The 15,887-nt window shown below is 42.6% G+C and carries 12 protein-coding genes, 2 tRNA genes and 2 pseudogenes; 10 read left to right on the top strand and 6 right to left on the bottom strand.

Going from position 1 to position 15,887, the window contains the following annotated elements:
* Positions 1–2 precede the first annotated feature (2 nt).
* The gene (locus C7379_RS05835; RefSeq protein WP_116616435.1) at positions 3–1,097 is read left to right on the top strand and encodes an ABC transporter permease; all 1,095 of its coding nucleotides are present in this window, start codon (positions 3–5) and stop codon (positions 1,095–1,097) included.
* Entirely contained in the window at positions 1,094–2,182 is a 1,089-nt protein-coding gene (locus tag C7379_RS05830; protein ID WP_116616434.1) for an ABC transporter permease, read from the top strand. The genes C7379_RS05835 and C7379_RS05830 overlap by 4 nt, the downstream gene beginning before the upstream one ends.
* Positions 2,183–2,277: 95 nt before the next feature.
* Here C7379_RS05830 and C7379_RS05825 read toward each other — a convergent pair whose 3' ends face one another.
* Complete coding sequence (locus C7379_RS05825; RefSeq protein ID WP_116616433.1) at positions 2,278–3,450, bottom strand: MltF family protein; 1,173 nt, start codon at positions 3,448–3,450, stop codon at positions 2,278–2,280.
* Between the two features lie 231 nt (positions 3,451–3,681).
* Between C7379_RS05825 and hisC the strand changes: the two genes are divergently transcribed.
* Complete coding sequence (gene hisC / locus C7379_RS05820) at positions 3,682–4,716, top strand: histidinol-phosphate transaminase (RefSeq protein WP_116616432.1); 1,035 nt, start codon at positions 3,682–3,684, stop codon at positions 4,714–4,716.
* Positions 4,717–4,980: 264 nt separating this feature from the next.
* On the opposite strand, the gene C7379_RS05815 is transcribed toward hisC, so the two are convergent.
* Both C7379_RS05815 and C7379_RS05810 read right to left on the bottom strand, forming a co-directional pair.
* The gene (locus C7379_RS05815; RefSeq protein ID WP_133241875.1) at positions 4,981–5,346 is read right to left on the bottom strand and encodes a hypothetical protein; all 366 of its coding nucleotides are present in this window, start codon (positions 5,344–5,346) and stop codon (positions 4,981–4,983) included.
* Between the two features lie 5 nt (positions 5,347–5,351).
* Positions 5,352–6,809, bottom strand: coding sequence for an aminoacyl-histidine dipeptidase (locus C7379_RS05810; RefSeq protein ID WP_116616430.1), 1,458 nt, complete (start codon positions 6,807–6,809; stop codon positions 5,352–5,354).
* A 345-nt stretch (positions 6,810–7,154) separates the two neighbouring features.
* On the opposite strand from C7379_RS05810, the gene C7379_RS05800 reads away from it, so the two are divergent.
* The 5 genes from C7379_RS05800 (at position 7,155) to C7379_RS05780 (ending at position 10,348) form a co-directional block, all read left to right on the top strand.
* Complete coding sequence (locus tag C7379_RS05800) at positions 7,155–7,778, top strand: OmpH/Skp family outer membrane protein (protein WP_116616428.1); 624 nt, start codon at positions 7,155–7,157, stop codon at positions 7,776–7,778.
* An 80-nt stretch (positions 7,779–7,858) separates the two neighbouring features.
* Positions 7,859–7,932: transfer RNA gene (locus C7379_RS05795), tRNA-Arg, on the top strand.
* A 30-nt stretch (positions 7,933–7,962) separates the two neighbouring features.
* Positions 7,963–8,036, top strand: a tRNA-Arg gene (locus C7379_RS05790).
* A gap of 139 nt (positions 8,037–8,175) precedes the next feature.
* On the top strand, positions 8,176–8,562 hold the full coding sequence (locus C7379_RS05785; protein ID WP_419185305.1) for an HU family DNA-binding protein: 387 nt from the start codon (positions 8,176–8,178) through the stop codon (positions 8,560–8,562).
* 211 nt (positions 8,563–8,773) lie between these two features.
* The gene (locus C7379_RS05780; RefSeq protein ID WP_116616427.1) at positions 8,774–10,348 is read left to right on the top strand and encodes an Rne/Rng family ribonuclease; all 1,575 of its coding nucleotides are present in this window, start codon (positions 8,774–8,776) and stop codon (positions 10,346–10,348) included.
* A gap of 249 nt (positions 10,349–10,597) precedes the next feature.
* Here the strand turns inward: C7379_RS05780 and mnmE are convergent, their stop codons facing one another.
* From mnmE to C7379_RS05765, 3 genes are read right to left on the bottom strand one after another with little or no spacing between them, the layout of a single operon-like run.
* Complete coding sequence (mnmE, locus tag C7379_RS05775) at positions 10,598–12,004, bottom strand: tRNA uridine-5-carboxymethylaminomethyl(34) synthesis GTPase MnmE (RefSeq protein WP_116616426.1); 1,407 nt, start codon at positions 12,002–12,004, stop codon at positions 10,598–10,600.
* 28 nt (positions 12,005–12,032) lie between these two features.
* The gene (locus tag C7379_RS05770; RefSeq protein ID WP_116616425.1) at positions 12,033–12,905 is read right to left on the bottom strand and encodes a nucleoside phosphorylase; all 873 of its coding nucleotides are present in this window, start codon (positions 12,903–12,905) and stop codon (positions 12,033–12,035) included.
* A 47-nt stretch (positions 12,906–12,952) separates the two neighbouring features.
* Positions 12,953–14,104, bottom strand: coding sequence for an OmpH family outer membrane protein (locus C7379_RS05765; RefSeq protein WP_133241874.1), 1,152 nt, complete (start codon positions 14,102–14,104; stop codon positions 12,953–12,955).
* A 1,174-nt stretch (positions 14,105–15,278) separates the two neighbouring features.
* Here C7379_RS05765 and C7379_RS13195 point away from each other — a divergent pair.
* Both C7379_RS13195 and C7379_RS12925 read left to right on the top strand, forming a co-directional pair.
* Positions 15,279–15,464 (top strand): annotated as a pseudogene (locus tag C7379_RS13195) (IS1380 family transposase); the annotation flags it as partial.
* A 10-nt stretch (positions 15,465–15,474) separates the two neighbouring features.
* Positions 15,475–15,690: pseudogene (locus tag C7379_RS12925) on the top strand (IS1380 family transposase); the annotation flags it as partial.
* Between the last annotated feature and the right edge of the window lie 197 nt (positions 15,691–15,887).

Here is a 15,887-nt window from a genome sequence, read left to right as displayed (position 1 = left end):
CGATGAAACAGTTTATATCATTCGTTGTCAAGGAAACCAAGCACATCGTACGCGACAAACGTACCATGCTCATCTTGTTTGGCATGCCCATCGTAATGATGCTTATCTTCGGATTTGCCATTACAAGCGACGTTAAAAATGTAAAAGTGGCTATCGTCACTTCGACAATGGATCAGCGTATAAATGAGGTGGCAAAGCGCATTGACGCCTCTGAGTATTTCGTCATTACAAACACTGTTGGAACGACCGCTGAGGCTAAGCAGTTGTTGGCAGACAACAAAGTGAACATGGCAATAGCGTTCTCTAATGGGTTTGCCAACAATCGTTTCAGTCGACAAGCACAAGTACAGATGCTTGTAGACTACACCGATCCCAACATGGCCGAGCAACAAGTGAACTACGCACAACAGATCATCATGGACGAACTGACAAATGACAGCCACACCTCAAACCAACCATTAGCCAATATCAAACTGTTGTACAACCCACAGATGAAAAGTGCCTACAATTTTGTTCCTGGCATCATGGGAATGCTCTTGATGTTAATTTGCGCCATGATGACATCGGTAAGTATTGTGCGCGAGAAAGAAAGAGGCACCATGGAGGTGTTGTTAGTGTCGCCCATCAAACCTATCTATATCATGATAGCCAAGACAGTGCCTTATTTTGTATTGTCAATCTTGATTTTAACTTGCATCTTACTCATCTCCAAATTTGTTTTGTCGGTGCCCATTGCAGGCAGCATCCTGACTATCACTGGCGTTTCACTGCTCTATATCATACTTTCGTTATCATTGGGCTTGCTCATTAGCGTGGCTGCCAAAACACAAGTTGTAGCTTTGTTGATATCAGGCATGCTACTTATTATGCCCAGCACCATGCTCTCGGGCATGATTTATCCCATCGAGAGTTTGCCCATCTTGTTGCAATATGTGTCTGCCATCGTACCAACTCGCTGGTATGTGTCAGCTGTCAGAAAAATCATGATCATGGGCGTGGGTGTGGAGATGATCTACAAGGAGCTGTTAGTACTGGCTGGCATGACGCTATTGTTGTTGACCATTGCTTTTAAGAAGTTTAAAATAAGATTGTCATGACGTTGCGCTATCTCATAGAAAAAGAGTTTATCCAGATACGGAATAATCCGTTCATACCAAAACTTATCTTGATCTTTCCAATCGCTATCATGCTCATCTTCCCATGGATAACAAACTTGGAGGTAAAGAATATCCACATTACTGTGGTGGACCACGACCATAGCATGACGTCTCAAAGGCTGACGCAGCGCATATACTCGTCTCCTTATTTTAAATTTACTGGTACTGCTGCCTCCTACGACGCAGCCCTGAAAGACATAGAACGCAGCGATGCCGACGTGGTATTGGTGATACCAAAAGATTATGAGTTAAAGCAAATAAACGGCTTAGGAGCACAGGTGCTCATCGCCGCCAACGCCGTGAATGGCACCAAAGGTGGTATGGGGTCGGCCTATCTGACCAATATCATAAATCAAAACTTGCAGGAAAATCAGGTTCAGCCCATATCACTCCCTTTCTCTACGATGCCACTGTTCAACCCACACAAAAGCTACAAATTGTTTATGATACCAGCCTTGATGTCGTTAGTGATTATCATGTTGTGCGGCTTTCTGCTGGCCCTTAACATTGTAAGTGAAAAGGAGACTGGCACCATCGAGCAGATAAATGTAACGCCTGTGACCAAATTTGAGTTTATTATTTCAAAGATGATACCTTATTGGCTCATCGCACTGTTTGTGCTGACAGAATGTATTATCTTAGCTTGGGTGGCATACGGCATTTATCCTGCAGGAAATATAGCTTTGGTATATCTTTTGTCCATGATTTTAGCCTTAATTTTCAGCGGGATAGGTCTTATCATATCCAACTATAGTGAGGCCATGCAAGAAGCTATGTTCGTGATGTTTTTTATTGTCATGTTCGTGATGTTGCTTAGTGGACTGTTCACACCTGTTTCGAGCATGCCCGATTGGGCTCGCAAAATGACAATTCTAAACCCTGTGTCCTATTTTATAGATGGCATGCGCACCGTGTTTATTCGTGGAGGTGGATTAACAAGCATAGCCAGAAATGTATTGGTATTGCTGTTGTTTGCTGCCATCATTAACGTATGGGCCGTGGTGAGCTACAAAAAAATACGCTGAGGCTATTGCTGTGAGCGCCATGTTTTGCCATATTGAATAACGCTCTATAACGATACGAGCTTATCGTTCGTACCTTGACTGTAGTGGGTCACACATCAAATGTGCCATCTATTGCCACGCTTGGATCTCTCAGGCATGGTTTGGGGAAAAGAAAATCCACCACCCCGGGCCACGCCTCGATATTGAGCCCAGCGCGCATGAATCTTGGAAACATAATCCACGGTTTCTGAGCCACGCAAGTAGCCATACTTGACAACATTGTCCTTATAGAAAGTAGGTGAGCTGAGTTTTAGAATAAACTCTTGCACATCAGCCCAGCGGTTAGGATTCTTGCCATATTTTCGAGCCAAGTTCATGGCGTCGCGTACATGATAGTGGCCACCGTTGTAGCTGGCTAAAACGTATGACACTCTCTCAGATGCAGGCACGTCGCGAAACAAGCCGTTGAGCTCCCTGATGTATTTGGCAGCGGCAGCGATATTGTCTTCAGGTTCCATGAGGCGACTTTTCTCCAAGCCCAAGTGGGCGGCCGTGCCCGGCATAATCTGCATGAGCCCACAAGCACCCGCCCATGAACGAGCATTGGGGTCGAAAGTGGACTCCTGATAGCACTGGGCAGCCATGAGCCGCCAATCCCACCGGGCCAAAGACGCGTAGTACTTGAAATAGTGATCGAAACGTGAGATTACACCGCCCGCACGATCGAGCATGGGCGAATAGACTCGGCGTTTGATAGCCTTGGTGGACAGAAGAAAACGCTCTCGCTGAGCGACCTCGGCTATCATTTGTGGCTTAAACCATTGGTTTAGCGCATCTACCAATTCCGCATTGCCTTTCTGGACAGCCCAAGCGGTTTTCAAAGTGTCGACACGCGCGCCGGCAAAACTCAGCCCCTTGATGGACTGGGGCAACTGGATGGCTGCGATATCACCATCACCAGCCTTGAGGCGAGAGATTATCTCGGTGGTGTCTTTGCACAACTCGACACGCAAAGAAACCCCGATAGCCTGAGCGAACTTCTCGCATAGCATATATTGTAGGCCCATTCCACGACCATGATAATCAAAGTAGGTATCAGGCCCAGACATCGTAAGCACGATCATCTCGCCATTGCTTACAATGTCATCAAATCCAAACGAGTCTCCTTGCGGTATGGAGTCGACACCGATTTGGGTTCCCCAAGGCGTAACTTCAGACCGCTGCTGACTATCACAAGACGCTAAAGCAAAGGATAGCAACAGAAAAAACGTTGGAATTAAATGTCGCATACAAACTTATTTGGCCACAAAAGTACAACATTTATTGCATAATAGCTTAAAAAACAGTACATTTGCATAGTTTTTTAAGATAATTAATAAAATATCATTCTGCCCCAACTCTCATACACTACATCAAGTGAAGCCAAATGGGTAAAGGGCAGAACATCATGTCAACGTGTTTAATAGAACACACGGACCAAGGCAGCGACGATATATTAGCAACACCCAAAAACGAGATATATGAAAGCATTGCAAGAATTGGTGCGTAAAAACATCTGGCTGTTATCACCTGATGAAACATCATTGAACAAGCCTGACAAAGATGACGCGCGCGTATTTTTGGACGCAAACGAAAATCCTTACAACAAGCCTCACAACCGATACCCAGACCCTTGGCAGACAAAACTCAAGGGCACGCTATCTCAGGTAAAAGGCGTGGCTCCAGAAAATATCTTCTTGGGGAATGGAACCGACGAAGTAATAGACTTGGTGTATCGTGTGTTTTGCGAGCCTCGACGAGACAACGTAGTGGCTATCGCACCCACATACGGCACGTACAAAGTATGCGCGGATATCAATGACGTGGAATACAGAGCCGTATCGCTAAGCGAGGGATTTCAGCTCAACGCAAAAAAAATGCTTGAAACATGCGACGCTAACACGAAAGTGATTTGGCTTTGCAGCCCAAACGATCCTACGGGAAACAACCTGCAACAAACGGAAATTGAGAAAATAATAATAGGCTTTGACGGTATCGTCGTGATAGATGAGGCTTATAGCGACTTTTCGCCAGCGAAAGTCTTTCGCAATGAGATAGGAAAATATCCCAATATTATAGTGCTCAACACCATGAGCAAAGCTTGGGGATGCGCCGGCATACGTTTGGGCATGGCCTTTGCCAATAAGCAAATTATCAAATTGCTTAACAAGGTGAAACACCCTTATAACATAAACATGTTGACGCAACGCCATGCGATCGAGGCCCTTGAGCACAGGCAAGATGTTGAAAAATGGGTTAGAATGTTACTGCAAGAACGCAGCCAATTGATGAAAGCGTTTGAATATTTGCCTATATGCGAACGTGTATATCCATCAGACAGCAATTTTTTCTTGGCCAAAATGACCGACGCACAATCTATATACAAATATTTGATAGAAAAAGGGATTGTTGTGAAAAACAAAAGCGAAGTGGAGCTATGCGAAAACTGTTTGCGCATCACCGTTGGAACAAAGAGTGAAAATTCTGAGCTTTTGGGTGCTCTGAGACAATTTTAAGCCATGGCACGATCCGGTACAGGAAATAAAAATGATGAATATTTGCAATAATAAGTATATAAAAAGCGAAAAAAGAGCTTTTTTAGCATATAAATTTAAAAAATGATAAATACCTATGAAAGTTTACTGAAATATTGACAAAACAAACGAATAAAATGTTTATATTTGCAATATAGATTCATTTCAATAGGTTAAGGTTAGTTTTTAAAAGGTTAAAAAGTCCCCAATCTGAGTAGTGATACTGTGGATTGGGGTGTTTTTTGTTTAGTCGGTTTTAAAACTTACAATGCCAGTCATAGCGTCATCCAAATAAAATGTTTGCTTGACAGTATCTTTGTGAGTAACATACTTGACATGGATAAATTTTAAATCGTCCGTTCTTTGATGGTATTTTGTAGATGGTTTTACCTGCCTACATTCCACAGCCCTTTGGCGCATAACCTGTATAATGGAGTCTGAGACAAAGTGTGCGGACTGTATATCAGACCATTGCAAGATATCAAAATCTTCGATTGACATATCAGACTTCACGAAATCCTTGATCAAAGAGCGTGCTTGATGGTCTTGTCCACAGCCCATGAACAGGGCCGAGAACAAGACTATACCAATGATATATTTCTTATGTTTCAATTCGATCATGCTTTGGCCTGAGGGATATTTTTCAATATTTCAAGCAAATGATCCCATACCATCTGCACAGTTGGGATGTGTAAACGTTCGTCAGGAGTATGAACAAAACGCAAAGTAGGACCGAAACTTACCATGTCGAGATTAGGATATTTCTCAGAGAACAGACCACATTCAAGACCAGCATGAATGCCTTTTACTATGGGTTCCTTGCCAAAGAGCTTTTTATAAGCATCCACCGTAATCTTAACAAGTTTAGAATTAGGATTCATTTTCCATGCCGGATATCCATCATTTTGCACAACCTCAGCGCCGGCAAGCTGGAAAGTGGCTTTAACGGTATTGGCCATATTGCGCAAATTACTCATCACATTTGAACGTTGGCTCGACACAACGACCACCTTGGACTGTTCACTCTGAACACTTGCCACATTGCTTGAGGTCTCGACCATCCACTCGAGAGCCTTATCTTGACACATGGCGAACACACCATTGTCGAGTGCTTGTAAAGCCAATATAAGATTTTTGCTGACACTTTTTGGCATCACAGTTTGCGCATCGGCACTCTTCAAAGACCAAACCATGTTGGTGTCTGTTACGTGATACTCGTCTTCGACCTCCTTGGTGAAAACGTTCCAATCTACCTTCACGTCGTCTTTCTTATCAGACGGAACGGCAAAAACGATCTTGCCATCACGTGTTATGGCATTGTGCATCTTACCAGAATTCCACTGCGCAAGGCGCAAATCCATCTTCTCTTGCTGCATATAAAGGAACCGCGCGAGTATCTTGATGGCGTTGGCACGCTTTTTCTCAATATCATCACCAGAATGACCACCTATCAATCCCTTGACAGAAGCCTCTAAAAAGAAATGACCTTCGGGGGCCATTTCACGTTCAAAATTGAACGAAGCGGTGGTGTTGATACCGCCAGCGCACGACACAAATATTTGCCCTTCGTCCTCAGAGTCCAAGTTGATAAGATATTCTCCTGACATAAAGCCTGCCTCAAGACCAAACGCACCCGTGAGTCCGGTCTCCTCATCACGTGTGAAGAGACATTCCAATGGTCCGTGTTCAATGTCATTAGAATCGAGGATGGCCAGTTCTATGGCACAACCAATACCGTCGTCGGCTCCAAGAGTGGTGCCCTTGGCATGCAGCCATTCTCCCTCAACATAGGTCTGAATGGGATCCTTGTGGAAGTCAAATTCCACATCAACCAACTTGTCACAAACCATATCCATATGGCTTTGCAACACCGTCACGGCCAAATTTTCAAGACCTTTGCTGGCTGGTTTTCTGATAATTACATTGCCTGTCTTATCTACTTCACAACTCAAATTGCGCTCTTTGGCAAATTGTTGTAGATAGGAAATAATTTGCTCTTCATGTTTTGAGGGACGAGGGATTTGGTTAATCTTAGCGAACTGCTCGAATACGCGAGCGGGTTTTAATTCTGCCATAATCTTATTTTTTAAAGGTTTATCTATTTTTCTTTTGCGATATGGTCTTTTTACACTAACTTTGCAACCATTAAAACACTTAATCTTGTGCAAAGATAATAAAAATGATAGGATCCATACTCTTGGGCATGTTAATAATTGCTATTTCCGTTGCTTTGCTATCTATCAAGATAATCGTTAGGAAAGATGGCAAATTTGATTCTCAACATATACACGACAATGCTGCCATGAAAAAACGTGGTATACATTGTGTGTTGACGCAAGACAAGGAGGCTATCCAAAATAAGCAAGCATTTTAAGTATTATACCTATTATATATGGTAATTGAATAAAAGAAAACAAAATATGAAAACAAAAAATCTTTTCGCCATCCTGTCTATGGTCACTGTGTCAACAATCTTAATATCGTCTTGTGACAAAAGCAAATCCAAAATGGATGACAAAGCAACTTCTAACACAACTGACAAAGTAGCACCAAGTAACAGATTGGCATATGTAGAGGTAGATTCTATAATGTCACAATATAAATTCTGCAAAGAATATAGCAAAATACTCGAGCAAAAAGGTAATAATATTCAAAAAACCTTAGCTTCAAAACAACAACAATTGCAAGTTGCTGCCGCAAACTTCCAGCAAAAAATACAACAAAACGCTTATACACAAGAGCAAGCCGAAAGGGTTCAAATAGGATTGCAAAAACAAAACAATGACTTACAAGTGCTAAACCAACGGCTTAGCAGTGAATTTCAAGCAGAAACAGAAAAATTTAACAAAGCATTGCACGACTCACTACAACACTATCTTGCCGCATATAACAAAGATAAGAAATATGGCATGATTTTCGCCAAACAAGGAGACAATCTGTTATATGCAGACAAGGCTTATGACATTACAAACGAAGTAATTGCTGGCTTAAATAAATCATATAAAGGTAAAGCTCAATCAAGTAGCGACAAAGATAAGAAATAAACAATAATACGGTAAAAAACATTCCAAACATTTGGATGTATTATTTTTTTATCGTACCTTTGCAACCGCTTATTAAGAAAGGCTCCGTAGCTCAACTGAATAGAGCATCTGACTACGGATCAGAAGGTTGTGGGTTTGAATCCCGCCGGAGTCACTTCTTATATAAGTTTACATGTCATATATTGGCTCCGTAGCTCAACTGAATAGAGCATCTGACTACGGATCAGAAGGTTGTGGGTTTGAATCCCGCCGGAGTCACAAAAAGCAGGGCTGCCAATTATAGTGCAGCTCTTTTTTATTTTCGTTACTTTACAAGCCAACTCCATCCACCCACCACCGTAATTCGGTAACAAATTGAAAACAAGCAACTTCTCAAACACAAAAACTAACCTTATAAATGAAAAAAAAACAAAATAAATTTCCAAATAAGAAGAAAATCTTGTACCTTTGCAATTCAATTACAAAGGAATATCAACAATATCAAATAAAAAATATATCAGAAATGACAAAAGCAGATATTATCAGTGAAATCACAGAACAAACTGGATTGCAAAAAAAAGAGGTTGCTGTTGTAATCGAAAGTTTTATGGAAACAGTCAAAAGGTGCATGCTTGACAAAAAAGAGAATGTATATTTGCGCGGATTTGGCAGTTTCATCATTAAGCGTCGTGCCGCTAAGACAGCGCGAGATATCGGCAAAAACACCACCATCACCATTCCAGCACATAATTTACCCAGCTTCAAGCCTGCGAAAGCATTTGTTGATGAAATGAAAGGCGAATAAGGAATACCCTACATAATATTATTAAAATAACATTAAAATTTACAGTTATGCCAAACGGTAAAAAAAAGAAGGGCCGCAAGATGGCCAACCACAAGCGCAAAAAAAGATTGCGTAAAAATCGTCATAAGAGCAAATAATCATTGATTTGCTATGAGAAGGGGGAAGCCTCGGTGGCAAGCCCCCTTACTTTTTATAGTTTAATGTCCAAGAAATGACAAGTGAAGTAATTATCGACGCAAAACCTAAAGAGATTTCCATAGCTCTCTTGGAAGACAAGCGACTGGTGGAATATCAGAACGAGCCTCGTTCGATAAATTTCTCGGTAGGAAACATCTACATTGCGAAAGTAAAAAAACTCATGCCGGGTTTGAACGCATGCTTTGTTGATGTTGGTTACGAACGCGACGCTTTCTTGCATTATCTTGACTTAGGAAGTCAATTCAACTCTTACGCTAAATATCTAAAGCAGGTACAGAGCGACAGAAAAAAACTCTTTTCTTTTAGCAAAGCCTCTCACCTACCCGACCTTAAAAAAGACGGCAGCGTGCAACAAACTTTGCAGGTAGGACAAGAAGTTTTAGTACAAATCGTCAAAGAACCGATATCCACCAAGGGGCCCCGGCTTACCGGCGAGCTAAGTTTTGCCGGTCGTTTTCTTGTTCTTATACCCTTTGGCGACAAGGTTTCCGTATCTTCAAAGATAAAAAAAAGCGAAGAAAGAGCACGGCTTAAACAACTCATCCACAGTATCAAACCAAAAGGTTGCAGTGTAATTGTACGTACCGTAGCACAAGGCAAACGAGTAGCGGAGCTTGATTCGGAACTTAAGATTTTAACAAAACATTGGACAGATGCCATTGTTAAAGTTCAAAAGACACAAAACCGACCACAACTCGTATATGAAGAAGAGGGCAGGGCCATTGCCTTGCTTAGAGATCTCTTCAACCCAAGCTACGAAAGCATTTTTGTTAACGACAAGGATATTTTCAAAGAAGTAAAGGATTACGTTTCCATGATAGCCCCCGAAAAGGCAGCCATCGTCAAGATGTATAATGGAAAAACACCTATCTTTGATAATTTCAACATTACAAAGCAGATCAAATCAAGCTTTGGCAAGACGGTGAATTACGCTCACGGAGCATACCTAATCATCGAACACACCGAAGCAATGCACGTTGTGGATGTGAACAGTGGTAACCGTTCAAAAAACGAAAAGGGACAAGAAGGCACAGCATTGGATACCAATCTTGGTGCCGCCGATGAATTGGCCAGGCAGCTCAGGCTACGTGATATGGGAGGAATCATTGTAGTAGACTTTATCGACATGAATTTGGCGGAGGATCGACAAATGCTCTACGAACGCATGTGCAAAGCCATGCAAAAAGATAGAGCACGTCATAACATTCTGCCTCTGAGCAAATTTGGCCTTATGCAAATAACTCGTCAACGTGTGCGTCCTGCCATGGATGTCAATGTTGAGGAGGCATGCCCCACTTGTAACGGCACTGGGAAAATCAGGGCGAGCATCTTATTCACTGACCAGCTTGAAGGAAAAATTGACCAATTAGTCAACAAGATTGGCGTCAAGAAATTCTACTTGCACGTTCATCCGTATGTAGCAGCTTACATAAATCAAGGCATACTCAGCCTCAAACGTAAGTGGCAATTAAAATATGGAATTGGAGTGCGTGTCATCTCTTCAGAGAAACTTGCGTTTTTGCAATATGAATTCTACGATTCAAGAGGAGAATTCATTGACATGAAAGAAGAGATAGAAACAAAGTAAGAAATCTAATAATTGAGCAGGAGATAAATACCAACAGTGGGCATTTATCTCCTGCTTTCGTATTTACAGCCCACTCACATCACCTTACACGCGCTTTCGCATACGGCATACCTATTGCCGCAATCACAATCCAATCTCTTGCAAATTCCTCACCGGGAGACAGCGCTTTCCCACTCGTCATTATAGTTTCATTTACCGACGACTTCCGCATAGTTGTCGGCAATCTGTCGCAAACAGTTTACAATCAAACTATTTGCCGATGCAAAAGTGATTGAATATATTATGTATCACCTCCGTGGAAGTTATGGACCCACCTGTGATTTCCGCCAACTCATCAAGGCATTGGCGCAAGTCCTCGGCAAGCAGGTCTCCACTCAGGTTCATGTCCATGCTCTCGATGAGACGCTCAACACTTGCTTTTGCTTTCGTGAGGGCTTCATAATGACGTGTATTGGTTACTATCACCGAGTTCTCGTCTATTTCAGGAATATCCGCCACTTCATAGACCTTTTGTTCCAAGGTATCAAGCCCTATCGCATGCTTGGCGCTGATGTAAACATGTGTCACATTGGATGGGCAGGCGGAACAATCTGTCTCTATAAGGCCCACAAGATTATCCTTGCGAGAAGACAAGTCTATCTTGTTGTGAGCGATAATGATTTTTTTATCCTTGGCGTGTCCCATCAGTTGTTCCAACTCCGAAGCGGTCGGGGCTGCGTCAACAACCCATAAGATGATGGCGGCTTCGCTCATTTTATGATATGTGCGCTCTATGCCTATACGTTCAACCCTGTCTTGTGTCTTTCGCAATCCTGCCGTGTCGATAAACCTAAAAGTTACGCCATGTATATCTATCGTATCCTCTATAACATCGCGGGTGGTGCCATGCACGTCACTAACAATGGCTTTGTCTTCGTGTAAAAGTTTGTTGAGCAGGGTGCTCTTGCCAACATTGGTCTTGCCAATAATGGCAACAGGGATGCCTTTTTTTATCGCCGCGCCCGTTTCAAAAGAGCGGGCCAAGGTGGAGAGACGGCTATGTATGGCCGTGGCAAGTTTTTTCAAGTCACCGCGATCAGCAAATTCAAGTTCCTCGTGGTCGCTGAAATCCAACTCAAGTTCTATCAAGCTGGTCAATTTCAGCAATTGCGCGCGCAGTTTTTCCAATTCGCCGCTAAAATGACCTTTTAGTTGGCTTAGGGCGAGTTTGTGCGTAGCCTTGTTAGTTGCCGCGATAATATCCGCGACGGCCTCGGCTTGCGACAAGTCCATCTTGCCATTAAGATAAGCTCGCAACGTGTATTCTCCCGGCCTCGCTTGGCGCGCGCCCGAGGCGACAAGACTTTGTAACACCTGTTGGAGTATGTAGGCCGAGCCATGACAACTTATCTCCACACAGTCTTCGCCTGTGTAGCTGTGTGGGGCTCGGTACACGCTCACCACGACATCGTCGAGCTCTTCTCCATCCTTTGAGCGCAACACACCATATTGCAGCGTATTACCTTTTGCCTCCAAGAGAGTGCAATCTTTTCTTGTGGCGCAAAAAAGATTGTTGGCAATGGCGATAGCCGATGGCCCACTAAGCCTTATAACGCCAATGGCACCACCCGAGGGTGTTGCCAAGGCTACGATAGTGTCATTGTCTAAAATGTTCATTGATGAGAAGGGCCCGTGTCGTTTATTGTTAAATGCGGTCGAGCACTTTTACGATAAGATCGTCAATGGAGTTTTTGTAATTACTGTTAACCTGTTTTTCCAATCGATTTGCAATCACCATGCAACATGTCAAGGCCTTGTGCCCCATCAGATTAGCCAGACCAGCGACCGCGCTTGATTCCATCTCAAAATTGGTGATGCGCAATCCATCGTATTCAAAAGACTCTATTTTTTTGTTCAAATCTGGATCTGCCAATGGCACGCGCAACTGTCTGCCCTGTGGCCCGAAAAATCCTCCGCATGCCACCGTATATCCGCGAACCATATCGTTTGCCGCGATTTGGTCCAAAAGCGTCTTGTCAGCTGGCGCCACATAAGGGTTCCCCATTGTATCTTTCCACCCCACGTGTTCCTTGAACGCCTTTTCCAAAGCGACGTCGCAGTGTTTGTCACGGTTGGCATAGAAGTTAATCAAGCCATCAAACCCGATACTTTTAACCGATGCCACATAAGTGCCTGTTGGCGTATTGGGCTGCAATCCGCCACATGTGCCCACCCTGACGAACGTGAGCGACTTAAGTTTAGGCTTGGCGGTCCGGGTCTTGAAATCGATATTGGCCAACGCGTCCATTTCGTTGAGCACGATATCTATGTTATCACACCCTATTCCCGTGCTCTGCGCGGTGATACGTTTGCCTTTATATATTCCAGTAACTGACCGGAACTCGCGATTGTTCACCTCGCATTCCTTGGTGTCAAAATGCGAGGCCACTCTGTCCACTCGCCCAGGATCACCCACAAGGATAATCTTGTCCGCCATTTGTTCCGGACGCAAGTGCAGATGAAAGATAGATCCGTCACTATTAATAATCAATTCGGATTCGGCAAAATAATTGTTCATATCTATTAAATTTGGTTTTTCAAACTATATTTTACATTGCCCCATCCTTATGGTTGGAGCTCTTCTTGTCTAATCTTTTTGGCTATAAGATGGATGTCGCGATATTGCTGTTGCAGCTCTTTTTCAAGTTGACCGATCTTTCGGGCCAGCGATTGTAAGTCGGCGTCGTTTGCCCTTGAATATGCCGAGCGCGTTAAATCTAAGTCTGATTGCGTTTTTTTAATCATGGATTTAAGTTCTCGCCATTGCTTGAATAATTTTCGCGCTCCTAAAAATTTTAATTCAGTTGGCGAAGTAATAATTCTTTTGTTGTCAAGGACAAACGGCACCTCGGTCTCAGATTTTGAAAGAGACTGATTTTTTTTAAGCATGTTGTCTCGCCGTTCCAAGGCCTCGTCACGATCTCCGAAAGACCACGTGCTACTAATATCGGTGATTTTGGCAAATTGCTCAAGCTGGTTGTTTGTAAGGTTATCCGCAGAAAAATCAAGCCGTGGATAGGTGGGAACGAAAGTGTAAATGCAAACCTTGTCGTCCGTTTGAAATCTGTCGGTGACCAACCAGCCCAACGAATTTACGTCGTCAATGACCAACATATAGTCGTTTGCGGTAGAATTGTATGGCAACCCATAGTTCTGAGGCTCATTCCAACGCCCCCTGTCACTGTCATACGTGGTTACGAAAATGTCGCGTTTGCCTATGCTATTTGGGCCGCAAGCAGAGAAATACATGGTTGTGCCATCAGCGCACAAAAAAGGATAGTTGGGAAAAGTGAATGTATCACCATCAATGTCCGCGATTTCAGACGGCTTGCTCCAGCCATCACCTAACAGAAACTGACTGTAAAGCGAAGTGCCGGTGGTGTCGCCATCCGCATAAATACGCCGGCCTCCAAAATCATTCTGAAATTGCACGAATGCCTGTTTCGCATTGCCATCTTGTTTCACTGTTATTTGCCCAATATCTTTATTCAGAGGTATTTTGGATAAAAAAGCAGCCTTGCTCACCACCACGCTATCAATAAACATGACTTTGGCCGTAGCCGGCAACATGCTTTTAAATATTTTAAGGCTATGCGTATCTGCCTGAGTTGCGCTCGACGTATGTCTCGCTGATGTTGGTCGCGTTTTCTGCGCGGAAGCGTTCAATGCTCCCACCAACATGATTACGATAAAAAAACAGATAGGGTATCTCTTCATTTCCATCCTTTTGATAACAAAGATAAATAATTTCTCGCATAGCGATCAAGTCAACCTTTATTATTTTAGAAATATTAACCCATGATTTTGCTTTCCATTATTGCCACGTCCCTGCCATTGCCAGGGCTCGAGCTCGGGTCTTTGAGACCTACAATTTTATGTTTGCCCTGTCATAATCTTGCCAAATGATTGGCAAGGCGCGCCTTGTATTTTGCGCCCGCGTTGGCTGACGGCAAAACTTACACCGGCTGTTTTGTCAAAAAACAATCATAAAAAATGGCATCCTCAAAATTGGCATTCCGTGGAAACAATGGTTAAGTTTGTCGCCCAAACGATGGAACAATGGAGTGTGATTTTGTTGTATCTATTTCGATTCGTATCTCAAGGCAGGGTGATTACGTATTAAACGCCATCCGTTTAAGCAGTATTTACATGAAAAATAAGGGTTAATCACGGTGCCATTAGGCAACAATGGCAGTACGGCAAGAAAACTTTCTCAAAGAGAAATATAATTTATCGTTACAACACAATGATCTACAAGCACTTGTGAAAAACTCTCATTTTTCGCTTATTTGCAAGCGACAACCCCTTTGCTCCTAAATATTCAAAAATCCTGAGGCCTTTTGTCAGATTATTTCATCATCCATTTCATGCTACACCTTATTCGTTGGTGTAGAGCCAAAAAACGGCTATGACAATCGCAGTGGCAATAACGCATCCGGTAGCAAACAGTACCTTGGATAGTATTGCCCTTCTTTTTTTCGCGGATGTTTGTCGCTCATTAAATGTTCTTGCACCATGTCTGTGATGGTGATGGTGCGTGTGGTATGCCTGTAGCTTGTTATTTTGCATTATCGTATTGTTTTAATAGAGTGAAAACGCATGTCTCAAACTATTTGCAAAAGTAAGATTATTTTTTTACTTTCCATACATTGCAACATGAAATTTAAGCGTAAGTGCAGTGTGCGGTTTTCTTTGCAGCATTCTCTTTATAGTACTAAGAGCAAGTAAGGCATTTATAAAATTTGTATTTGTAAACCTTAATTCCGTAACACTATTATAAATTAAACTTTTTAAGTACCTGAGCAACAAAAAGTTGCTCAGGATTTTGCCATGTCAGAATTTTCACTTATCTTAGTGTTGCAAAAAAAAACAAGAGAATCCGACGATAGACATGGCGAAGATACAAATTAAATCTGAGAGACTCACTCCTTTTGGGGGATTATTTTCAATCATGGAGCAAGTTGACTCCACATTATCATCTGTAATCGACTCAACCCTCGGTCTAAGGTGTGGATCGTTCGGTTATCAGTACAGCGAAATCATCCGTTCTCTCATGAGTATCTACTTCTGTGGCGGTTATTGGCGATTTGATAGTCGGTATAATCCGTAACTTTTACAAGGCCATTATTCAAAGACTTGACGTAAAGAAGTTCGGACTCAATGCAACAAGTCGCATAAAAGCGTTTGTCTTCAGGTATATCTCTGTACCAGCCAAGTGGATCAGGACATCAAAGCGGTATGTGCTGAATATCTATACCTGTAATAATGCTTACGCAGATGTTTTCCAGACTGATTTTGGATAATGCCTACAACTTATGGGAATGATATTGTGTATTGCCTCAAGTCACATTGTGGAGTAAGAGGATATTGTAGGCAGAAGTGGGGGCTTCAAGTTCAAATTATCTGCTTTCTATGTTAATATCCAAATGTTTTGACCATTATTTTCAATTTATGCTGAGATTTTATATTCAGGGGTGAATGTTTTGCGGTTTCTAACCAT

Origin of the sequence: Hallella colorans (assembly GCF_003096815.1) — a bacterium.
Taxonomy (GTDB): Bacteria; Bacteroidota; Bacteroidia; order Bacteroidales; family Bacteroidaceae; genus Prevotella; species Prevotella colorans.
The sequence above is the reverse complement of the archived record's forward strand: the minus strand, read 5'-3'. Positions and strand labels throughout refer to the sequence as shown.